Raw genomic sequence first — 22,324 nt, forward strand, 5'->3', positions numbered from 1 at the left:
CAACATGTTGCTATTTTTGTTATATTGTTACTATATGTCAAGTTTAATTATTAATGCTAATAGTCAATTAACTTATTTTGAATCCTTAAGGAAATGCCTGTATATTGCTGGCCTAGGACTAAGGGGATTCTTAATGGAAAAAGTATTTAAAGAAAAAGAAGAAATAGAAGACGGGATTAATAATTGGTACATATTGGACGCCCAAATAGATTTGGGAGATGAAAATGATGCCTTTATTAAAGCCTGCGTAGATAGGATAAATAGTGCATCAGGATTAGAGGTTATAGATGAGTTACTTGAAGGGGATGATATCAATTTTGATATGGAAAACCTGCGAGAGACTCTCGTTAAAGCTGTTCTTCCAGAAGACAATCCTAATCAAAAGCCGCAATTAAGGGTTACTAGGAATGAGTTTGGGGAAATAGCTGCACAGGTCGTTCTTGATCACTGCACTGATATATCATTTCCTTTTGCTACCCACTCGCTGAAAGAAAATCCTGATCAACCTAAATTAGGACTTGATGGTTACGGGCTAGTTGATCTTAATAACGAAAAAAAATTAGTGATAGTAGAGGTTAAAACCTCTGAAGATAAAAACTATCCACCCGCCGTCGCAAAAAGTCTACTAAGCGATTGTCGAAATGCGCTTGGTGGGAAAGGGATAAGAAAATTAACTACCACCCTGGTAGCAATGTATCGACAATATCAAAGTAATGACGAGTTAAAACAACTATTAACGAATTGGATTCGAGGTCTACACTCGGAACCAGAATCGGTTGTTGAAAGGATATGCCCAGTTTTAATTCGAGGAAAAGTAACAGCTAGAAAAGAAGATCTCGAAGGGTTTATGGGGAGTAACCAAGATTATTCGCCAAATGGCAGTGATGGTGTTTCTTGTTCAATGAATGGCTACGAAATAGAGCAACTATGTCAGTTAGCCTATGAGAAAGTGAGTAAGAAATGAATATCAATATCAGAGATATCTTTCCTGACTTTAAGATCAATGAATCAATTAAAAGTCTAGATCATGGTTTACTACAGTCAGCGATCTATGGAGAAGAAATATCTGATGAAGAAATTGATAACAAGCAAGAATTATTGACGGTATTGAGGATAGAGGCATCAAATCTTCTAGGTGACACAGGATTAGAACAGTTTCTAATTGATATAGGAAGAACAAATATAATAGATAGGGAAGATCAGCAAAAGTTATTTTTAGGTTGGGAGTTGCTTTTAGATTCAAGTTTAGAGTTTGACTCTGACCTCGATCTCGAAGATGTCTTGCATTTAGTTATTTCGGGCTATTACTCTAGAAATCTCAGTAGACTTAAAAGTTGTATAGAGTCAAGTAAGGTAGAGTATGCGATACATTCAGAATTGATTGAATCAAAGAACAAAAGCTGGGAAGAAAGAGTAAAAATAACTACAACTTGTGCTTTGTTATATATTGTAAGCCAGTCAAATTATGATGAGATAAGAAAAACACAGAATATAATTGATGAACTGGCAGATATTCAAGAAGAGTACGAAGGTGAGTGGTTACAAAACTTTAATTTAACAAGAACTAAAAAAGCAGCTGAAGCAGCTGCTTTATATCACATAGCTTATGCAGTAAAAATTACATCCGATTATTTGTTGACGGGAATTGCTAAAGATTCAAGTGATGAAAATGTTGATTTCTTAGCCTATTTGAACGTCATTCTGAATAGAGCTGATAATTACTTGGCTATTAGTGATAATTTTGAATTGCTTTCATGGTCAAAGTTAGTCGGTGGAATACTGTTACTGTTACACAGGAATTCAATTTGGTTTCGAGTTGATACAACAGGTAATTACATTAAAAGTTTTATTGAGGAGCTTACTGACTCAGATAGAGAGGGTAATATATTCAGTTTATTACCTTCTCAGCAAGATGTACTAAAAGATAGGCTTCTTGACCCTTCCCCTGTTGCAAAAGTTCTTCAAATGCCTACTAGTGGTGGCAAAACCTTAATGGCAGAGTTAGCAATATTGCAGACCTTCCAAATTTTTGGCGATAAAACAAACATAATATATGTTGTACCGACAAGGGCGCTTGCTAACCAGATAAGAATACAGTTAACACAAGATTTCTCAAAGCTAGGACTTAATGTTGTCGCTGTCGGATCAGCATTTGAAGAAGATCCGTTTGAAGATGAAATTATTGGCGAGAACAATGGTATTTTTATAGCAACGTATGAAAAAGCAGATATGTTGCTTAGAACTAAAGTAAAGTGGTTTGAAAAAATGAACCTCATGGTGATTGATGAGGCTCATAATGTATCAGATGGAGAGCGTGGAGCTCGGTTAGAACTTTTATTGGCAAACTTAATTAATCAGTGTAGAGAGTTAAAATATCTGTTATTAAGCCCCTTCATGCCTGGTGCACTAAGTGTTGCAGAATGGCTATCAAGAGATATAGACAAATCAATGGTGGTTCAAACTGAGTGGAAACCATCACGGTTATTGATGGGTTTACCATATTTTAATGCTGAAGATGGTAAGAGAAAAGGAAATTACAATATAAGGTGGGAAGAGCCACATAACCCATTCGTTAAACATGGAAGTACAGTATTGATGGAAAATGTCTTTAAGAATGCACTTGGAGGGTCAAAAAAAGAGCAAGTTATACAATTAAATGAGACATTTAAAAAGTTTGGGACTGTCTTATGCATGAACCCAGGAAGCAAAGCTGGTTGCTTAGAAACGGCTAAAAAAGTAGCTAGAGGAAGCCGTCTGATAAAATCACCTGGCGAAAACTTAAAATTGGCAATAGAGTTCGCTAAGATGGAATATGGAGAGCAAAGTTCACTCGTGGAGTGCCTGAAAAATGGAGTTGCCCTTCACCATTCATCTATATCTCCAGAAATGAAGTTTTTAATTGAATTAGCAGTAAAAACCAGTGACATACGATTCCTTTCTGCTACTACAACTGTTGCTCAAGGCATGAACTTTCCGATCAGTACCGTCATTATGCAGTCTGCATTCATTAATCAAAGAAGAGGCGGAAGGTATTTAAGCAATAATGAGTTCTGGAATATAGCAGGTAGAGCTGGAAGGGTTGGTTTGTCATCGAAGGGGTATATGATATTTGCAAATAGCCGCCCAAACGACGAAAAAGTTTTTGAAAGTTACCTAAATATTGCAAAGGAAGAAATAGAGTCTCCTTTGTTAGAGGTCTTTACTGAATTAAGCGGGGACTTTAGCTACGAAAGCATACGCATGCTTTATAGAGAAAAGGTGACGCTAAGGCCATTTATCCAATATTTAGCGCATGCACTAGTTGTTTATGGCCCTGAGAAAGTTACTGAAAGACTACAGATTATCTTACAATCATCACTTGCAGACAAGCAAATAAGTAATGCTGCAATAAAGCGGAATGTAAGAAGCTTAGCTGATGAATATTTAAACAACATTAAAAGTAAAATAAATTTTGTAAAAACTGCGGACTCGGTGGGGTTATCAAATTTCTCTTTAACAAGGCTGAGGCATGAAATAAATGACAGCAAACATTTAAAGCATGGAACAGAAAATATCCTGAATACAGGCGCAGAAGGTTTTGCAGAATTGATAGGTGCGCTTGGGCATCTAGATGAATTTGACTTTGAAATGAAAATTAGCGAAGCCACATTCAGAACTGACTTAGCAGGTGAATTAGTCGAAAAGTGGGTAAACGGTGCTGTTCCAAAAGATATGGTGGATAAGTATCCCGAAAGTCACAAACTGGATTATGATGGTAAAGTCTTTCATGCAGCCGAGTATATATATAAAAAGGTATCGCAATTACTTTCCTGGGGAGCTCACAGTTATGCTTCAACATTGAAATACACAAAAGAAGATGGAGAAAATGAAAACAAAAACGAATTTCTTCCAGCTTACATACAATACGGAGTATCTAATCCAGTATCAGCAATAGCGTGCCAACTAGGGGTCCCAAGAGACTTTGCTAAAGGAATCTCTGAGCAGTTTATAGCAGAGTATGGTGATATAGATAAAAATAATGCAAGTAAGATTCTTGAGTTTGTTAAAAACACCAAAAAAATTGACTTTGAGCATATAAAACAAAACTCAAAACTAGAGGGGGTGTCAAAAGAATTGATAGAAAGAGCATACAAAAAATACTTAGGCCTTTAAGGTTTGATTAAAGTTTAGGAGTGAAGAGGTATTTATGAGGGATAGAAAGTTATTAACGGTTTATGACGTAATTGTAGATAACTATAATATTGAGGAGATTGGAGAAGGTCATTATCTGCATACGTTTACAACTAAGACAACAGGAAATAAATTTGAATACGAAGGGAAAAGTATTGAGATTGTTGAAGAGAATGAAAGGTATAATATAGGTTATGAAAAGATAGGCGGAAGAAATATCATTGCATTACATTCATTGTCTAAAGTATCAAGCGTCAATAAAAACATTAGCTATAATTACGCAAAACAAATTGCATCTGAAGATTTTAATATTAACAAGCAAAAAAATGATGACAGAGTTTCTCATAGTGCTAGCGATGGGTATTATTGGGGGAAAAAGTATGCATGGAGAGCGTACGGTGGAATCGTTATAGCAAAAGAAGCATTTTTCAATTATCTTGACGAAATTAATCACCCCTCAGTCAGCTGTATTACAGATGATCCAGATAAGCCCTTTGCAGGTAACGAGTCAATTGCATATAAAGATGAAGGATTGGAAGAAAAGCTGGATGCTCTTATTGAAACGGCAGAGAAAAGTGGAAAAAGATTTTACAAGTCGGAGTTGTACTCAAAAAAATTTATTATTAAAGGCATAAAAGCAATCACAGACAAGAAATAGTTCTGCACAGTAATATAGACACTTTAAAGAGTGCGCGTGGAAATTCAGGGTTATGTTGATGCGTTACCACATTGTAATGGTACCACTCATTTACGAGGATACCCCAAAAGAAGCTCCGAAGGTGCTCCAGCTAACATCCCAAACCCTACTGCTAAATTCACCTGCAATTATGCGCTTTTTTAGGTTTTAAGGAATAATTAGTGACCGATGACGAGCTACAGAAGCAATATAGAAAGCAAACTGAAGCTTTAGAAAGAAAAATGCTAGCCTCTAATGACAGTATAATTCAAGCTTTTAGGGAATATTGTGATTCGATAGGGGTTGAGGTTGAAAAAGGTGACTTCAATTTTGTTCAAACTATCGGAGTGTTGGCTAATAAACACAACCTCCTACTTAAGCTAGCCCCTGAGTTGGAAGTTGATAAAGATGGTCTTGTTAGCTGTAAACAGCTTGATAATCTATTCACAAAAGATAAATTTCTTGAAGGATATTATTTAGCTGAAAATTACATGATAATGGCTCATCCTGCTTTTAGGCGAGGCATGAGTCGGCACAATAATTGGGCGCCCTGTTTCATAAACAAGTTTTGGGTACTTCAAGAATCAGAGATCGAGCTATATCTCGCATTAGATCTCGAACGGGTGAGGATAAACGTTAATGACTCAAGGTATATGGAGTTTGATACCTGGTATGGAGCCTTGTTCAGTGATGATATTGAGTCGATACCAGACGGTTCAACTTACCTTCGGTCTCCTATTGATACCCCACCACTAATAACCTCAACACTTTTTCGCAACGCTTATGCGCTAGACATTTATTGGAGCACCAAAGAAACGATAAAGACATTTCAAGCGCTAGAGTTCAAGCAAGACAACATAACCATAGAAAAAGATGGTGAGATATATCATCCTGTAAGATATATCCATGCTGAATACGATTTAAAGAAAGAGTATTTTAGGCATTTTGATGGAGCGATTCATTATTATAGGCCTGATGACTATTATCTGCGACGGGATAGTAATTTTAGGCACAATGAAAAAGGAAGTCGGTTGATTAAAGCAAAATCAGAAAAGCTATTTAAAATGAACGGTGTGGTCACTAAAGAGGTTTGGTCAATGTTTTCATCACACTTTTTTGCTAGTAATCCTTTGGTGGTTGAATATTTAACGGGGGCTTATCCTAATCATGTTACAGAGCGGCTGAAGAGGCTTAGAGTGCGTACAACCTAAAACATATCAATATCAAATAGTAAAAACCCCCGACTTTATGCCGGGGGTTTTAATGCTCTGAGTTTATTCTTGGTACAGTGTTAGAAAAGTACAAAACAATTGGTTACTGCTCCTACATGCCAATTATTCTGGCATATTGAGACTATTCAAGCTGCTCTATTCAGACGGAACTATAAATGCATGACGGTGATCTTTTGGATGATGTCTGACCATTTAGAGAGTTGCTTACTCCCAAAATGTAGCACTTGCCCCTCAAACGACTCTTGCCCCTTCCCATCAATGTTATCGTCAATTAGGATGCCGCCTTTAAGAAGGCCTTTGTTAGAGCAGATAATCAACCGTTCGGTAGCTTCGAAGCCTAAGTGATTCTCTACCCATAATCGTTTTTCAGTATAACTAAGAGGGTTCCGATTAGAAGGCGCTGTCAAAATATAAACGTCATGCTCTTGGCTTAACGCATTAAATGCATCAATAGCTCCATCTATGGGCTCAAGGTTCTCAAAGAATTGTGGCAAAGATTGAGGATAAGCCACATTGGGCTGATGGTTTTTTACCTCTGCAAAGGCTTTGTCATAATCGGCTAGAACGCCATCCATATCAATATAAATAATCATTTCTTGCCTGCGAGTGATTTACCGCTTAAGAGATAGTATTGTATCAAATCGTGACTGCTCAGGTTGAGTAAGTGAGCGGTAATTTAGTCTAAAACATTCTGTTCCAGCCCGAATCAGCTGTATGGATTCTAGCCTGTCCATATCCTGAGGTATCTGAGGGTTCATTTCCGAAATCTCGCCGTTTCGATGGTCGAGGATTTGAAGTTTAAGACCGCTGGGGTGCGATAGAGTTTTGCTTTGGGGTGAGTATGTCCATTCCATTTGATTCATTGTGAATTCCTAAATCTAACCAGTGCTGAGAATTTTAACACAGGGTTACGGTGAAACAGTGTTAGGCATCTGAAATTACGGGAAGTATTTCACAAAATATTATAGAGTGCGGCAATAAAACTTCGGCTTAAAGAGCTCGTTAGACCGACGAGCCTTCTATTGGTGCTTAACAGATGTAAATGAGGCTGGTAAGTGCAAAATAACCAATAATAGCTGTATTTGCACCTCTTAGGTCATGTGGTTGTCGGTAAATATGATTAATATAAAGAGTGAAACGGACTGTTTATAGGGGAAAAACAACTATAAGTAAACGCCATGCTCAATAGCCAACAATAAGTTTTTTACTTCTTCGTCATCAGAGTTTATTGGCGCTTGGTTGTTGAGTTTTTTGTGTGGCGATATAAGCCATATAATAGCAGCATCTTCTGAGCCCAGCGTTTCTTTGGCCATAGAAAATAAGTCAGGTTTACATTCTATTTTCTCCAGCAATAGAATGTATTTTTTCAATATCCTATCTAAATCACTCATGGTTTCGCCCTCACCTGCTTTACAGCAGAGCAATCGTAAGCTATAGCTCTGTGAGTCAATAAGGTTTGCGGTATAGCTACTGGGTTAACTTATTACCATTTAAGTTAACCACTCTAGAGTCAAATTTACAATGTTTGTTTGGGAGGGTATAACCAAGGAGCATTCCCATCCATGCTGTAGATGTAAAAGTCTGCTAATTTGGCATTTTTTTGTCGTTATTCGCAAATAGCGCTAGTATTTTCTCATTTATCTATATTATTCTCATTTATCGATAGAATTCACAGCCGCCGCCGATGAGTGCGGGCGCGGAGCAGGAGTGGTGTGGCGAGCGGTACTTGCGGCTAAAAAACTGACGGCTGTCGAAGCCAAGGTGACTCACTGAATAAATAGAAGCAGACTCTTTAGCTTCCGCTTCGCTCATCGACGAAAGAATCGTCGGCATGCGCGAAGCGAGCATGCTTTTACCCGTTCCCGGCGGGCCGATGAACATTAAATGGTGCTTGCCCGCCGCCGCGATCGTCATGGCGCGTTTAGCCGACTCCTGAGCGATAACGTCCGACATATCGACATCGAAGTTGTGACCATTGAGGTGAGTACCCGGCTCGCAGACCGAAAGCGACTGGTTTTGCGCCAGCGAAGCGCAAACGTCGAGCAGATGCTCCGCATGCAAAGCCTGGTTAGAAGGCACCAGCCCCGCTTCCGAAGCATTCTCTTTCGGCACGACCAAAGTCCTCTGCGCCTCGGTGCAGGATAGAGCTACAGGAAGAGTGCCTTTAACGGGTCTCAGCTCGCCAGTAAGTGCCAACTCACCGATAAACTCAAACTGAGATAGCTTTTCGGCAGGGATTTGCTCCGATGCGGCCAAGATACCGAGTGCAATGGGGAGATCGAAGCGTCCGCCGTCCTTGGGCAAATCCGCCGGCGCTAAATTAATGGTAATACGCCGCGCCGGAAACTCGAAATTTGAATTAATAATCGCACTGCGAACGCGATCCTTACTTTCCTTAACAGCAGCTTCCGGTAACCCCACAATATTTAAGCTCGGCAGGCCGTGCGAAAGGTGAACCTCGACCGTAACTAACGGCGCTTCAATGCCCATCCCAGCGCGTGAATAAACAATAGCAAGTGACATAAATATCCTTTTTTACAGGTGGTCTAAAGGGCTTTTGACTGCATTAGCCCCTTTGTTCATAACATGACTGTACGACGCACAGGGATGTGCGAGTGTCTTGGGAAGACAGGAGTCTGGAAAGACGATTTGGGTTGTCTCAACGTTCTTATGTCCGAGTAATTCTTGGACGGTACGAATGTCATATCCATTTTCCAATAAGTGTGTAGCGAAAGAATGACGAAAGGCATGACTGGAAGCGTGTTTGGTTATATTCGCTGCGTGGAAGGCTTTATTAATAACCTTTCCCACAGCCCTGGGATGTCTGTGATAGTGCCTAAGTGTTCCTGTAATTAAGTCAGGACTAAGGTTTTTTGATGCAAAGACATACTGCCAACCCCAATGAAAGTAGGCTTGGGGATATTTTTTGCCTAGTGCTTTAGGTAAGTGTACCCCGTTCCAGTTAGAGCTGGACTTTAAATCTTGGTACTCTAACTTGCGAGAATCTAAATGGCTTCTGAGTAAACTAAAGGAAGTATCGGAAAGTAATGTGACGCGATCTTTATTACCTTTGCTTGAGCGAACGATAAGCGTATGAGTATCAAAAGAGATATCTTTAACTCGAAGCCTTAATGCCTCAGAAATACGAAGACCACTACCATAAAGCAAAGAAGCTATAATTTTATAATCGCCGTGAAGGTGGCTGAAAATTCTAACAATTTCCTCTCGGCTAAAGACTGTTGGTAGTCGTTCAGGTTTTTTTGAGCGAGAAATAGAAGGTAAGTTACCTAATGGATTACCGATAACGTTCTTATAAAGAAAAACTAAAGCATTGAGAGCTTGGTTTTGAGTATTGCGGCTGACATTTCGATCGACCGCCAAGTATGAAAGGTAAGAGCTGACATCCTTAGCAGATAAGTTCTGTGGGTGTTCAAGCTGATGAAAGCGAATAAAGTCTTTTATCCAGTAGAGATAACTCTTCTCGGTTTGAAAGCTGTAATGATTCGCTCTCATAATATTTCTAATGGAATTAATAAAAGGTGATTTTCCCATGGCAAGTTCCGTTTGCTTGAAAAAATTTAGTGTAAACAAAAAGTTGAACTCACTCTATAGTCATGTACTATAAGGCTTGTAGGAGATCGGTACTAATAAACGACAAAAAAATCGCACGAAGATACGCCAATCGCTTAGGTTCGGTTTATAGGGGTATTTCCGAGCAAATGGAACATCAAAAATTAAAATCAATAAATTCAATGGGATACGAGCAATGCGCCGTATTCTTATGTTATATGGATAAGAGATGAACAGGAAGTGCCCTCACTGTAAAGAACCCACAATTAGACTTTGGTCGCTACTCATTAAAAATGTGGAGTGCAGAAGTTGCAAATCCATCATCGGAGCACACTGGCTACTAAACCCGTTGTATTATTGTCTAGGTTTCTTCGTCTGTCTTATGGTAACGTTTTATCTGATAAATTGGCTTAGCTTTTATTCAGCGATCCCAATTTTAGTCTTGTGGATACTATTTGAAATTTCTAGAGAGCTAGTAGTTCCTCTTGAAATTAAGCAGGGAAAAGCAAGCGTAGCCTCGAAAGAACTTAAGTGATTTCGAGGTTTTGTTTATAGGTTCTCTCTGTCCTCGATTACGCGTTCGCTAATCGAGGCTACGTTCACTAGTGGTGCCAGGTTATGGCGAGGTTTGGGTGTTGGCTTGGTCTGTATGCATTTGCTTCGTATTTTCCGACCCCAATTAGAAAGGGATAGTTAGAGTAATAGCAAACCAAGTTTACTACGAAGGGAAGCAATGGGTTGGAGCAGAACCAAAAGGAAAATTTCAAAAAGTCATTTAGCTGAGTGGGGCAAGATGTTAGAGTCTAGCCCTTTACCACGTCAAATTCAGGCTCGAGATGTGAAGGTCCTTTAACCAATAAAAATAGCTTGTCTCGGTTAAAGCAAAGCATATCACGTCGAAGAGAAAGAGATTATTGCAAATATAGCGTTAGAAAACGGAAAGCTTTTCGTTAGGGAAATCCCAATTGGTTTTGTTCTACAATCACTTCAAAATTGAATGTGACGGTTTTTGAATAATAAGCGGTTAGCAGGGCGATGAAGCCTAGAAAATCTTTCATGGTTTTATCACCGCATAGATACCACCTGACTTGGCGTTACTTTCAGCTCAACCATAATTAATATTGTCAAGCGGAAACTATCTAATAGGGGAGTTATAATGGCAGAAGCAAGTGGTTATGTACTAATCAAAGCACCAGAGCAATTAATGAAAACGCTTTTGAGCGACTTTGATGAGGTTACTTATGAATCTATGACTGCTCTATTTAAACATGCGGGAATAGATGCAAGTAAAAGTAGTGACTCTTCATCATGTCAGCTTCATGAATGGTCCAGGTTTACTGCTGAGGGGATGGAGTTAGTAGATGGCTATTTGCGGATCATCACTTTTGGTGACGAGTGGATGCCAGCAATTAAAACACTAATCAAGAAAGGTAAAGACTTAGAAGTATATGGAAAGATTAGTCATGAATACGGCTACGATGAATATTATGTTCTGAATAACGATGGTGAGTCTTATTTTGAATATGTGGACTTTGAAGGTGATCACAACGTCGAGAGAGAAAAGGAAATTGGAGAAACATGGTTAGAGCTGGCTCCTTCAGAAATCAGGGAAGATTTGTCAGGCTCTCTCGATGTAGAGGATGCACTTGAAGACGACGAGGACGATGATGAAGATGAAGTGTGGTCTCCTACAGAGGATTCTGATTTCGTTCAGGAACATGAAGGGTTTGTGCATATTAACGAAGCGTTATTTAACCCAGAAATATACGATACTAAATATCTGAAGAGAGCTCTTGAGCTAGGTGCTCAACTTGTAAATCCAGAGCCGATGGGTTGGAAAAAGCTGCCCTCCTCAAAACTTACAGAAGTCATAGCTAGCCTCGAAGTTGATGCAGAAACAAAAACAAGAATAGCGCTAGATATGCTAGATAGTTATGACTTTGATTTAAACGCTGTGTATGCAGTTAGAGGTGATAGATTCGGAACACCATTAAGCTTAGCTGCAAGCACAGGCCTGCTGGATGTGGTTGAAAAATTGATTGAAAAGGGAGCGGCCCCTGATTTTGATGGCGAGTATTGCCCGATAGAGGCGGCAAAAAAGACCTTAAAAATCTTACCGCTTGTTATTGATTATGAGCCTTTAGATGAACAGGGAAGCGCCGAAGATATAAAGGTAATTATTAATATCTTAGAGCAAATGCAAAAAGAAACAGCGTAGTTTAAAACGTATTTTTAATATACCCATTAGTTTACAGGTATATGATTAGCGCAGCAGAGTTTAAGGGGGGGCATCAAGGTGTTCTATAGCTTTGAATTATTTGTGGCTCGCTGCGTTAAGTTTACTATTAAGTGGGCTGAGCCTTCTCGACCGGCGTTCAGTAAAAAAAGAGGAATCCATGATAGACGTAAATAAATTATTAGATGAGTATGAAGCTCATTTTAAAGTTTTAATGACTGAAAAATATGGTAGCGATAGTTTTAGAAAAGCAGAAGAAAATATAATAAAAACATTAGAATCTGTTCGAGGTCATATAACTGACGAGCATTTAGGACGCTTAACCAAAATTCTTGATGAATATGGCGGTCAGGAGATACTTATAGAACTTGCATATACCCTTGGTGCTCTTGGTACAGATAAATCGTTTGATTACTTGCTGCGAATGTTTCATCAATCTTTTGAGGATGGTTGTGAAGAATATAATACAGCCATGGCATGTTTGGCAGAAATGGACTCACTTGATAAAGAAAGAACGGAAAAAGAAGGTGTGTATGATCATCATATGCTTTTGATGTAGGTGACAAAACAGGATTAAAAATCTTTAGACTAAGAATATAATGTTAAATGTAAAAGGGGCTTACGGAAATGTCAGAGGTGATATGGACGCACACCATTGAAGAAAGTGATTTCTATTCGTTGAAGGAAAGGTTGCTTTATGCAGCAGTCCTCTCGCCTATTGCTGCTGCTGTGATCTGGTATTATTCCGATATGCCTGTTATTGAGGCGGCAGGTGCTGCCTTGGTATTGGGCCTTTTACTGATATTCTTTGACCAAGGGGCAATGAGTGCAAAAGATCAGAGAAGGTTTATTGTCCTAACTTCTAATGCTTTGAGGATTTCTTCGGAAGGCTACTTGTTGAGTGGGACTGGAAAGGTTTATCGCTTTGGGCAAGTAGCTCCAAATACAATCAAAGTCAAACCTGGAATGCTTGGTACCTCGCAGTTAAAGTTCAGCTGTACTGGGAACAAGGTAACAATCACGTTTCCTGATAAAAAATCAGCATTAGCCTGCCTCATTCGCTTACGGAGGGCGGTAGAAGAATATAATAACTGAAAAAAGTCATCCGGCTCTGCGATGCTTTTAGTACCGGTGGCTTATTTTAGTATTACTAGTGCCCGCTCCAGACTTATAGTAGTCGCAAATTACTAACAGATGAACCTAGGCAGACAAGACTCGAATAAGTAGTGGTGCTTTTTCAAAGCTCTTCCTGATTGCCTGGGATTCCAGCGACAGAGATTTACGCACCTATACCGGTCCGCAGTATGGTGACGGTGGAAATAATGTTCGTATTTCTCATTACATAGACTGGATCGAAAACACTTTATCTGCCGAGGGACAGAAGCAGAGCCCGGAGCCAGCAGAAGTCTAACCAAGTATTGTCGGCCCGTGAGCCCGGCTCTAAAAAACAGGCAGCGACATCGGAATAAAACCTAAAAAGGGTAAAGGATTTATTTCCGCTCCTTGGTAAATTATCAATTTCGAGACACGGGAACTGGTTTTTACTTTCTGCTTTGTTAGCCTTATGTCGAACTAGAGGATGAGATGAAGAAGGCGGCTGCATGAAATTTTTGGTAATAACGTTTCTCGCAATTTTAAGCTTGTCAGCAAAAAGTACAGAGCAGAACTCTGGTCAAGAGTTGAGTCAGGAAGTGACGGCGACGGCATATACTATTGCTGAGGATGAAACGAAAAAAGGTCATATTGGTGTGGCTGCCTGGGGTGATCGGCTGAAGCCGGGAATGAAGGCAATTGCGGTGTCTCGGGATTTGATTAAGAAAGGACTGAAGCATAAGACGGAAGTCGAAATTGTGGGCATGGGGAAATTTATGGTGCTGGATAAGATGCACCGTCGTTGGCGCAATAAAATTGATATTTTGATGACAGACAAAGCTTCGGCACGGAAGTGGGGCAAACGAACAGTGACTATTCGCTGGAATCTTTCTACACCATCACAATAAAAACATTATCCATGCATGTAGCACAGGGAGTGCTCTAAAAGCACTCCAGTGATTATGTGCGGTTCGGGCCATGCTTTTTCTGGTAACTCTTAATTCTAATAATGCTTATTCAACACATCATTAACAATGTGGGCGATAGCGTTATACTGTTGCTTGGTAATATCCTGTTTTAGCCCTCGACCATCGTTGATTACTATTGTCCATCCTTTGTCTGACTTTACACGAATTTCATAGCCAGCAGTTGTCGTAGAAGTCTCTTTTTTAAAAGCCGGAAAGTCGAGTCCCGGGTAATCGGTATTAACTTCAGAACCAAAGCCTGTGCTCATGCGATGGTAAGATTTATCGCCGAAATATACGGTGACAGAAGGGCCGTTCCAAGAACATCCGGCTTTTGGACCGTAGGAGGCATTTTCCCTGACTCTACCGCCCGTATATTCTTTGTTAAATACATTGCCTACTTCTGTCAGTTGAGTACAGAAGGCTTCGGCATCAACGGAGACTTGTTTTTGTTGTTCAGGGGGTTGGCTGGCTTTGACGTTTTGTTTGGGCGCGTCTGTAGATTGGGTCACCGCCGAAGGGGAGCTTGATAATGACTGGTCGTTACTGAGTGTAAAGTATGCTATGCCACCGCCTATAACGACGATAGCAAGGAGAGTAATAATGGCCGAGGAAGCGGTGCCTGTATGTTTATGTGTTTTATTGCTAAATGTTGTCATAGTGAAACTCCTTGTCCTGTGGGTTCAATCGTTGGTATGGGAACCATGAACCGAATGCCCTGCTTAACAATAGCATAGGAAGGCTGGCGCATGATGTACAGTCGCTTATGTAAAACTTGTGAAGAATTAAGGGCTAAGCCGCAAAGACAGTGACATGCGAGGGGTAAAAACTGATTAATGAGCTGTTATGCCTGCTTTAAGGGGCTGAATTTGGTATGTTGTGGACTGCTTTAGAGCCTAAAAACGGCTTATTTGTAGAATGGAGTTGAGCCGGGCTGGGGGAAAGTGTTTTCAGCGATCAGGTGTGAACAAAGAAATTAACGACAAGGAGTTATGAAATGCTACGAATAATTGCAGTAACGATAAGCATCATGTGTTGGGCTGTCACAGCCCCGGCAGCTGATGTCGAGGGTGCAAAGGATCATCCTTTGACCGGGCGTTTTGAGGGAGCTGAGATCATCGAATACAGCTATAGAGATTTTGATGAGTTTCGGTTTATTGTCGAGCCATTAACGTCACGCGTCAAAAAAGAGAATGCTAAGCATATGGTGACCAGAGAGGGTAAGTTAACGCGAATGACTTATCGCGCTCCGCAAGGAACCAGTAGTTTAGCAATGTTTCGAGCCTACGAAGATGCGCTTGCGAAAAATAATGCTGAAATCATTTTTGAGTGCAGCGGTAATAGTGGCCAGGAGTCTTGTACCACAAGGGGAAGTGGTAATAATTTTAAGTACGTAGCTCCGGGTTACAGTGTTCTTGCACTGGTATTCGGAAATGCGCATAACGATAAAACGCGCTATTTAGTGGCAAAGATAGCGAGAGCAGAAGGTGATGCCTATGTCTCGTTGCACGTGATTCAAAATGGCCGAACCAACAGCGAAGGCAGTAGCGAACGGGTATTTGCACAAGTTGATGTGTTAGAAGAAAAAGCGCAGGAAAGTAAAGTGGTTATGGTTAAAGCCAGTGAAATGGCTGAAAAGATAGACTTGAACGGTAAAGTTGCATTGTATGGACTGTATTTCGATAGCAACAAGGCAAGCATCAAGTCAGAGTCTAAACCGACCTTAGATGAAATAGCCAAACTGTTGAAAGATAATCCTGACTTAAAATTATTGGTCGTTGGCCACAGCGATAATCAGGGAGACTTTGCTTACAATGTCGACCTGTCGAAGCGCCGTGCTGCTTCGGTTAAGCAAGCTTTGACCAGTAACTATGGGATCAATGCGAGTCGTTTAAAACCGTGGGGAGTGGGATATGCTGCCCCCGTTGCGAGTAATAACGCAGAGCAGGGGCGTGCCAAGAATCGCCGAGTGGAGCTGGTCGCGCAGTGAAAGTATCGATAAAGCCCAGTAAATGTACTGGGCTGTTTATCTTTTTTTAGCAGGTCCAGGTATCCCTCAGCGATTAAATCGATCAAGGGTATCGGTGTCGAAAATATTCAATCGTTGAAAAATATAAAGCGTTATTCTTGCATTTTTATACAGGAGACGTGCTATGAATCAACGTTTAAATTATTTACAAAGTTCCCCTGAAGTATTCGATATCTTATTTCAGTTAGAGGACTATCTGCGTGATCAATTTCATAAAGGTGGTTCGGAAATGGCGCTACTTTTAGGGCTGGTCAAAATTCGAGTGTCACAGATAAATCAGTGTGCTTTCTGTATTGATATGCATACCAAGGAAATGATCGAGCTGGGTGAGAAACCCGAAAGAATTTATGGGCTAAGTGCGTGGAAAGATATGCCGCTGTATTCTGAACAGGAAACGTTGGCTTTAGAAGTGGCGGAATTAATGACCGGTTGTCAGCAAATTCCCGACGATGTATATCAATCAGCAATAGAGAGGTTTGGTGAGCGCGGGTTTGTGGAGTTGACCGTTGCGATTAACGCCATTAATCATTGGAACCGAGTGACCAAGGTTTTTAAGCCGAAGATAGGTGAACCACGACCGATTTAAGGGAGACAACATGAGCGCTACTTTGTCGTTAAGACTACTTAAGCCACAGGGTAAGTTATCACAGCATATACAAGGCGTCTGGTCAGCTTCCATTCCATCTCAGGAATCTGATGGTATAAAGCAGTGGTTAAAAGGAGATGTTTGCAGCGGTGTGATCTTTAACTTTGGCAATGGTATTGTCCTTAACGACAAAATTTATCATCAAAAACTACTCTACCTTCCCGTCACTACTCAATCTCATTCAATATCCTTGATGCCCGGAGCAAATCTGGCGGGTATCCGCTTTCATCCAGGGATTGGCTTCGATTACCTCGGAGCCTATGATCAGCTACCTACTGCAACCATCGACAATGAGAAAGGACAGCTGTTTAAGGACCTGTATTATCAGTTGCAGAGTGTGCAGGGGCACTACGGCAAGATCGGTGCAATGTACCGTTGGTTGCTCACGATAATGCCGGTCTGCGATTTATCCGTGACTCAACTGCAACGTTTTTTAAACGAAATTAAAGTTATCAAGCCTCTGGGGCAGATACAGAAAAACTTTCCAATGAGTCAACGTCAGTTAGAACGTCAGTTCAAGAAGCGGGTGGGTGTAACGGCGAAGGAATATCAGAGGATCCAGCGTGTCAGAAATGTCCTTGAACAACTAAAAGTCGAGCCTGAAACGAATTTAGTCGATCTGGCACTGAACAACGGATTTTCAGATCAGTCGCATATGACCAGGGAGTGCAAGCGCATCGCTTTAATTACCCCTAAGCGTTATAAAGAGGCAGTAGTCCGCAACGGTCCAGTATCTACAAGTCCACGTTGAGAGGAAGTCCCGGTGAAGGTATATGGTGCCGTCATTCAATGTCGCCCCTAACATTGTCTATCTGGTTCAGTATAAATGTTTGTGACACAATGACTTGAGTGTGGCGGTGTTATCCCTGCGGGCACAGGGTTACCGTCGCCATCGATGAAACTTATGTCATCAGGCAAGTAGAGACAAATGGAGAGGTTGAGTACGTTATTTGTGGCTCTGGCAGCCTTGTGCTGGGGGCTATCAGGTGGGATCGGCGGAGTTCTTATGGCCGATGGCTGGTCGCCGTTGGTGGTAACGCTTTACCGAGGCGGGATCGGTCTGTTCTTTATCATTGCCTGGCTGGTGCTGCGACCGTGCAATAGTGGGTTAAGGCATTGGCGTCTATGGTTGTGGTCGATGATTGCCGGGATTGGCGTGGCAGGAAATTTCACATTTTATTTCCTGAGCATTGCCGAGGGCAGCATTGCGGTGGCGGTCACCCTGATGTATTGCGCCTCGGTCTTCGTCTATCTGGTATCGTTCGTACTCAAGCTCGAACGCCCTACAGCGCGTAAATGGCTAGCCATCGTTATGGTCTTGATGGGGGTGGTGTTGCTGACACGAATTTATGAAGCCGAAGCCTCTGGTGTCACGCTTATCGGAGTCGGCGCTGGGCTGCTCGCGGGGCTTTCCTATGCCGTCTTTATTTTCGGCTTCAAGTATGCGGCCCCTCATGGGAGCCCACAGGCGATCCTGTCAATAGCGTTTGCCGTACTGGTGGTGATTCTCACCTCTCTTGGTGACGTCGAGCAAACCGTTGACGTGCTGAGTTCACCGAGCTGGCTGCTGTTTGTCGTGCTGGGAGTCCTTGGTGGAGGCTTGTCTTTTATTCTTTATATTATTGGTCTGAACTCTACCACGCCGACTTTGGCCTCGGTTGTGGCCATGGTTGAGCCGGTTACCGCGGCATTATTTGGTGTCGTAGTATTGAACGAAAGCCTGACCAGTCTACAGTTTATCGGCATGGGACTGATTTTGATCACTGTTACTGCATTGAGCACAAAGTCAAAAGTTCGCTGGGGATAAGCAATGATTGAATCGAAAAGGTATCGCCGTAGTAGAGCAGGCCCACTACGGCGGAGGGTTATGGTTATTATATGGTGTTAGTAGAAACCTGAAGTCTATTGACCTTGCGCCATTTGTTCTGCCTTAGCCAAGTTTTGCTGGAGTGTTTCTTTGAGCGCTTCATCTGCTTCGTCAACTAACTGCAAGCCCTTGGCAAAGCTCTTTTTAGCCAGCTCAGGCTGCTTCATGTTTAACCAGGCGTCGCCTAAACTATCGTAGACATTGGCTGAATCAGGGTAAGTTCGAGCAGTAAACTTCATGACTAAGAGCCCGATGGTAGGTTGTTTATTCTTTAGCAGATACTCATAACCCAGGTCATTGAGCTGTATCTCGTTCATCGCAAGGTTAGATTTAAATCTGTCCATTGCTGCAAAAAATTTGGTTTCCTGCTCGTTATTGAATGGATATTGAACTGATTGAGCCATTTGATCTAAATGTTGATACATAGCGAGGGCTCCCTCGAGATAAGCTACTCGCTTTGCTTGTCGCTTTTGTTCTGCAGCTTCAGATGCTAGTTCGACTGCTTTGCCAAAAGCATTGTCAGAATCTGTTTTGATCTGAGGAACCACGCCAACACCTTCCCAATTGGTTTTTGTAATTGGGTTGATAGCGCGACCGGTGGCGATAAACATGCCGAAAAGTTCGTTAATTTTAAAGCCGCCGCCAGGGTTAGCACCACCACCAGTGGTTTCACCTATCAACGTCGCACGCTCTTGAGTTTGCATGTTATAACTGAATTCTTCTGCTGCAGAGAAGGTTCGACCACTGGTTAGGATAAACAATGGGACTTCAGGTAACTTGTCGCCATCGACTTCATCCAGAGTCCAGAATTCGGTGGTAACATCACCTTCACGATAATAAAGGCTATTGAGCAATAGGTGTTCATCGAAAAAATAGCTGCAAAGGTACTGTACGGTGTGAGGATCGCCACCGCCGTTCTTGCGTAAGTCGATAATAATGGCGTCAGAACTATTGAGCAAAGCCATGGCTGAATCGAGAGATGATTTGGCCTGAGTGAGAGAGTGAAAACCTCGAAGATCAAGGTAACCAACATTACCGTCCAGTTTACGAACCTGGCTAATGCCGAGATTAGCCTGGCGAGAATGTTCCCGGCGATCGAGGCGATGGTTGATGGCGTCTTCACGGCTATGTTTTTGACTACCTAATGGGTTAGGACGCACTCGCAGGTGTTTATCTTTGGTAATTTCTCGTACGGCTTTTGTTAAAGCCTTAGCAAACTCATGGCTGTCAGTAATATCTTTAAAGTCACCAGCTTCTAACCTGGCCTGTAGCGCTTGAGCCGTTTTCTTGCCCATTTCGGGGAACACATAGTGATCACGCATTAATTGACCAATATTTTTAACGGTATCAGCCTTAATGTTTTTGTCGATAGTCGGTGCTTTGGCATGAGTAGTAGTGCCAAGTGCTGTAAAAAGCACCCAAAATAGTAAGGAGGTTATTTTAAGCTTGTTCATTATTCACCCTGTCATGGTTGTCGCTGTTGGTTAAGCAGTTTAGCAAAGCGGTGACAGCAATAATTGTAAAAAAGTTAAGGCAGGTGTTTAGGAAAAAGGGGCGTATTGACGATTAAAACGACGGTGAATTTGACCGGCCGTGCTTGCGGATAGGCGTGCTGGATGTTTGAAGTAACGAGCGGGTGTCAAAGGAAACGTGGCTTTAAATTCTCGAATTAAGTGGGCCTGATCATAGTATCCCGCCTGGAGGCCGAGCTCGGTTAGAGAGAGTTGTGGCTGATGTTGTTTAAGTAGTAGAAAGTTATTAAGTCGCCATACCTTACACAGCTCTTTTGGCAGCAGGCCAATATCGGTAAGAAATTTATGCCGTAGCGTGACCTTGCCGATGTCAAACTGGGCGCAAAGCTCGGTTAAGCGCAGGTTGCCGCGCTGTAGCATAATGACATTGGAGAGTATTCTCGAGGGTAATGGAGTTTGTAAAGAATCATTAAATAATTTGAGCGAGATGCGCTCTGCAAAAGGATGCAAGTGGTCAAGAGTGAATGGCTGGCTCTGCGAGTCGCTAAGTACAATCAGTAGCCGTTCAATATCCTCATTTGCTTCTCTCCCGACTGCTTTCAGGTTAACTACAGCGTTTTTTAATTCTGGTGCTGCAATCGCTTTGCTGGAGAATAAGGCGAAAGGCTTTATCCGAATCCCATAAAGATTGGCCTGGCTAGCTGCTTGCCAATAGTAGCTTCGGGTTTGCTGACCTAATAACCAGCATCCAGGCTTGAGTTTTTGCTGGCGATAGTGATGACCATCATATTGGTAAAGGCTGACGGTTTTTGAGTTAAAAACCAAATCGAAGGTGCCTTGCGGGGGTAGACTGCAGAGTGCCTCCTGTGACTGACAAAGTTGAAATGTGGCCTGCCAATAGCACTCAATATGCCTCGATAAGGCAGCGCTGGGGGGAATTTCCTTAAAAATCAAAGGTTCCATTATCGTTAAAATTAATGTTGGTAAAGGAAATACTACTGATTGGCAACTAAATCTGTCAAATTGGAGGTGTAACAAATGATGCCTCAGCGATAATAATACTGACAAAAGCCCTCAAGAGCAGGCAATAATGTCAGTGTAACCGGGGCGGCGCGGGTCTGCTTGGTGGACTATCCTATGCGGTTTTTATTTTTGGCCTAAAATATGCGGCCCCTAATGGTAGCCCGCAGACAGTTCATTCAATAGCGTTTGCCGTGCGGAGTTCACCGAGCTGGCGACGGTTTATTGTGCTGGGAGTGCACTAAGCACCATGTTTAGAATTTATTTAATAGCTGTATGCATTTTTTCGGTGCTGAAAGGTCGTTAGCCACATACGCCATGGATATAGCTCCTTCCTTTAAAATACAGATTGCGTCAAGCAGGTCTTCCGTTGGGTTAAAGAGGTATTGTGCAACGATATTACGTACTTGTTGCTTGTGGTACTGACAGTACTTAGAAATGTCACTGGAGGGATCGCTAAACTCAGCCGAAGTATTGATAAAGAAGCACCCACGAAACTTACCAAGCTCAGGAGCTTTATCCGAAAACCAGTCTTGCAGAGCATGGAACAGGTTACTGATCACTTCGCTATTTGTTTTAGAGTGATTAAGCCTGTGTTTTAACCACTCGTTAAAGCTGTGATTTCGTTGCTCCAGTGTGGCTAAAACCAGAGCGTCTTTACTATCAAAGTGATGGTAAAGGGTTTTTTTGGCTATACCGGAAACCTTGAGAATCTGATTAATCCCGATGCTGTTGATGCCATGTTCATAAAATAAATTCAGTGCGGTATCAACCAATGTCTGGCGCTTGCTATTCATAATTTACCTCCTGCAACGAAGCGATATTGACACAAGTAGACCGGTTTGTCTATTATGTGCCGAAGTAGACAATTCGGTCTACTTGTTTGGAGGAGATTATGAATCGTTTATTACTGGCTTTATTCTCAGGACTAGGGGCAGCATTAGCCATTGGAGTTTTGTCTTATTCTGATGCAGAGGTTTCGAGCCTTGCTTTATTAATGGCCCCCTTTGGGGCAACGACTGTGTTGGTGTTTGGTTTGCCGGAAAGCCCTCTGGCTCAGCCAAGAAACGTCATTTGTGGGCACTTAATTACGGCATTTATAGGCATTGTTTTTGTTGAATTAATTGGCGTAACGCCGCTAAGTTTAGCGCTTGCCACGGGCCTGGCTGTGAGCGCCATGTTGCTGACAAGAACCACCCATCCGCCAGCAGGAGCTAACCCACTGTTAGTCATGTTAACAGGCCAGAGCTGGAATTTTTTGCTGACCCCCGTTTTGTTGGGCACCATCATACTGGTTGTTATTGGCAAAAGTATGCGTGAGTTACAACGGCGAATCATATAGCGTTGTT

General features: G+C 41.8%; 21 protein-coding genes and 1 pseudogene. 14 read left to right on the plus strand and 8 right to left on the minus strand.

All coding sequences use genetic code 11. The annotated features are described in order from the left end of the window. Nucleotides 1–133: 133 nt before the first annotated feature. The 4 genes from H7708_RS07310 to H7708_RS07325 all read left to right on the plus strand — a co-directional run bounded on the left by H7708_RS07310 (nt 134) and on the right by H7708_RS07325 (nt 6,057). Nucleotides 134–964, plus strand: coding sequence for a Hachiman antiphage defense system protein HamA (locus H7708_RS07310; protein WP_223669849.1), 831 nt, complete (start codon nt 134–136; stop codon nt 962–964). Then, nucleotides 961–4,152, plus strand: a complete 3,192-nt coding sequence (locus tag H7708_RS07315) for a DEAD/DEAH box helicase (RefSeq protein WP_223669850.1) — start codon at nt 961–963, stop codon at nt 4,150–4,152. The genes H7708_RS07310 and H7708_RS07315 overlap by 4 nt, the downstream gene beginning before the upstream one ends. Nucleotides 4,153–4,186: 34 nt before the next feature. Then, nucleotides 4,187–4,828, plus strand: coding sequence for a hypothetical protein (locus H7708_RS07320; RefSeq protein WP_223669851.1), 642 nt, complete (start codon nt 4,187–4,189; stop codon nt 4,826–4,828). A 200-nt stretch (nt 4,829–5,028) separates the two neighbouring features. Next, nucleotides 5,029–6,057 carry a hypothetical protein gene (locus H7708_RS07325; RefSeq protein WP_223669852.1) on the plus strand — a complete coding sequence of 343 codons (1,029 nt, stop codon included), beginning with the start codon at nt 5,029–5,031 and terminating at the stop codon, nt 6,055–6,057. A 170-nt stretch (nt 6,058–6,227) separates the two neighbouring features. Here the strand turns inward: H7708_RS07325 and H7708_RS07330 are convergent, their stop codons facing one another. From H7708_RS07330 to H7708_RS07345, 4 genes are all read right to left on the minus strand, one after another. Then, nucleotides 6,228–6,671: a 5' nucleotidase, NT5C type gene (locus H7708_RS07330; RefSeq protein ID WP_223669853.1), complete on the minus strand. Its 444-nt coding sequence runs from the start codon at nt 6,669–6,671 to the stop codon at nt 6,228–6,230. Nucleotides 6,672–7,241: 570 nt separating this feature from the next. After that, nucleotides 7,242–7,469: an MbcA/ParS/Xre antitoxin family protein gene (locus H7708_RS07335; protein ID WP_223669854.1), complete on the minus strand. Its 228-nt coding sequence runs from the start codon at nt 7,467–7,469 to the stop codon at nt 7,242–7,244. Between the two features lie 265 nt (nt 7,470–7,734). Continuing rightward, entirely contained in the window at nt 7,735–8,601 is an 867-nt protein-coding gene (locus H7708_RS07340; protein WP_223669855.1) for a YifB family Mg chelatase-like AAA ATPase, read from the minus strand. Between the two features lie 12 nt (nt 8,602–8,613). After that, complete coding sequence (locus tag H7708_RS07345; protein WP_223669856.1) at nt 8,614–9,630, minus strand: integron integrase; 1,017 nt, start codon at nt 9,628–9,630, stop codon at nt 8,614–8,616. Between the two features lie 1,174 nt (nt 9,631–10,804). Between H7708_RS07345 and H7708_RS07350 the strand changes: the two genes are divergently transcribed. From H7708_RS07350 to H7708_RS07365, 4 genes are all read left to right on the plus strand, one after another. Then, a complete protein-coding gene (locus H7708_RS07350; protein ID WP_223669857.1) occupies nt 10,805–11,866 on the plus strand; it encodes an ankyrin repeat domain-containing protein in 1,062 nt (353 codons plus the stop codon). A gap of 178 nt (nt 11,867–12,044) precedes the next feature. Then, nucleotides 12,045–12,443 (plus strand): hypothetical protein, encoded by a 399-nt coding sequence (locus tag H7708_RS07355; protein ID WP_223669858.1) that lies wholly within the window; start codon nt 12,045–12,047, stop codon nt 12,441–12,443. 68 nt (nt 12,444–12,511) lie between these two features. Beyond that, on the plus strand, nt 12,512–12,979 hold the full coding sequence (locus H7708_RS07360) for a hypothetical protein (RefSeq protein WP_223669859.1): 468 nt from the start codon (nt 12,512–12,514) through the stop codon (nt 12,977–12,979). Nucleotides 12,980–13,485: 506 nt separating this feature from the next. Further along, nucleotides 13,486–13,884 (plus strand): 3D domain-containing protein, encoded by a 399-nt coding sequence (locus H7708_RS07365; RefSeq protein ID WP_223669860.1) that lies wholly within the window; start codon nt 13,486–13,488, stop codon nt 13,882–13,884. Nucleotides 13,885–13,979: 95 nt separating this feature from the next. Here the strand turns inward: H7708_RS07365 and H7708_RS07370 are convergent, their stop codons facing one another. Then, the gene (locus H7708_RS07370) at nt 13,980–14,600 is read right to left on the minus strand and encodes a hypothetical protein (RefSeq protein ID WP_223669861.1); all 621 of its coding nucleotides are present in this window, start codon (nt 14,598–14,600) and stop codon (nt 13,980–13,982) included. A gap of 338 nt (nt 14,601–14,938) precedes the next feature. Between H7708_RS07370 and H7708_RS07375 the strand changes: the two genes are divergently transcribed. The 4 genes from H7708_RS07375 to H7708_RS07390 all read left to right on the plus strand — a co-directional run bounded on the left by H7708_RS07375 (nt 14,939) and on the right by H7708_RS07390 (nt 18,423). Beyond that, on the plus strand, nt 14,939–15,931 hold the full coding sequence (locus H7708_RS07375; RefSeq protein WP_223669862.1) for an OmpA family protein: 993 nt from the start codon (nt 14,939–14,941) through the stop codon (nt 15,929–15,931). Nucleotides 15,932–16,094: 163 nt separating this feature from the next. After that, complete coding sequence (locus tag H7708_RS07380; RefSeq protein WP_223669863.1) at nt 16,095–16,556, plus strand: carboxymuconolactone decarboxylase family protein; 462 nt, start codon at nt 16,095–16,097, stop codon at nt 16,554–16,556. 10 nt (nt 16,557–16,566) lie between these two features. After that, nucleotides 16,567–17,367: a helix-turn-helix domain-containing protein gene (locus H7708_RS07385; protein ID WP_223669864.1), complete on the plus strand. Its 801-nt coding sequence runs from the start codon at nt 16,567–16,569 to the stop codon at nt 17,365–17,367. A 177-nt stretch (nt 17,368–17,544) separates the two neighbouring features. Next, complete coding sequence (locus H7708_RS07390; RefSeq protein ID WP_223669865.1) at nt 17,545–18,423, plus strand: DMT family transporter; 879 nt, start codon at nt 17,545–17,547, stop codon at nt 18,421–18,423. 95 nt (nt 18,424–18,518) lie between these two features. Here the strand turns inward: H7708_RS07390 and H7708_RS07395 are convergent, their stop codons facing one another. Together H7708_RS07395 and H7708_RS07400 are read right to left on the minus strand one after the other, a co-directional pair. Next, on the minus strand, nt 18,519–19,937 hold the full coding sequence (locus H7708_RS07395; protein WP_223669866.1) for a S41 family peptidase: 1,419 nt from the start codon (nt 19,935–19,937) through the stop codon (nt 18,519–18,521). An 87-nt stretch (nt 19,938–20,024) separates the two neighbouring features. Continuing rightward, a complete protein-coding gene (locus tag H7708_RS07400) occupies nt 20,025–21,023 on the minus strand; it encodes a helix-turn-helix domain-containing protein (protein WP_223669867.1) in 999 nt (332 codons plus the stop codon). 41 nt (nt 21,024–21,064) lie between these two features. Here H7708_RS07400 and H7708_RS13515 point away from each other — a divergent pair. Then, a pseudogene (locus H7708_RS13515) lies at nt 21,065–21,214 on the plus strand (EamA/RhaT family transporter); the annotation flags it as partial. A gap of 15 nt (nt 21,215–21,229) precedes the next feature. Here H7708_RS13515 and H7708_RS07410 read toward each other — a convergent pair. Next, nucleotides 21,230–21,772, minus strand: coding sequence for a TetR/AcrR family transcriptional regulator (locus tag H7708_RS07410; protein ID WP_223669868.1), 543 nt, complete (start codon nt 21,770–21,772; stop codon nt 21,230–21,232). A 98-nt stretch (nt 21,773–21,870) separates the two neighbouring features. Between H7708_RS07410 and H7708_RS07415 the strand changes: the two genes are divergently transcribed. Beyond that, nucleotides 21,871–22,317: an HPP family protein gene (locus H7708_RS07415; RefSeq protein WP_223669869.1), complete on the plus strand. Its 447-nt coding sequence runs from the start codon at nt 21,871–21,873 to the stop codon at nt 22,315–22,317. Nucleotides 22,318–22,324 lie beyond the last annotated feature (7 nt).

This window comes from Kangiella shandongensis, assembly GCF_020005365.1.
Lineage (GTDB): Bacteria > Pseudomonadota > Gammaproteobacteria > Enterobacterales > Kangiellaceae > Kangiella > Kangiella shandongensis.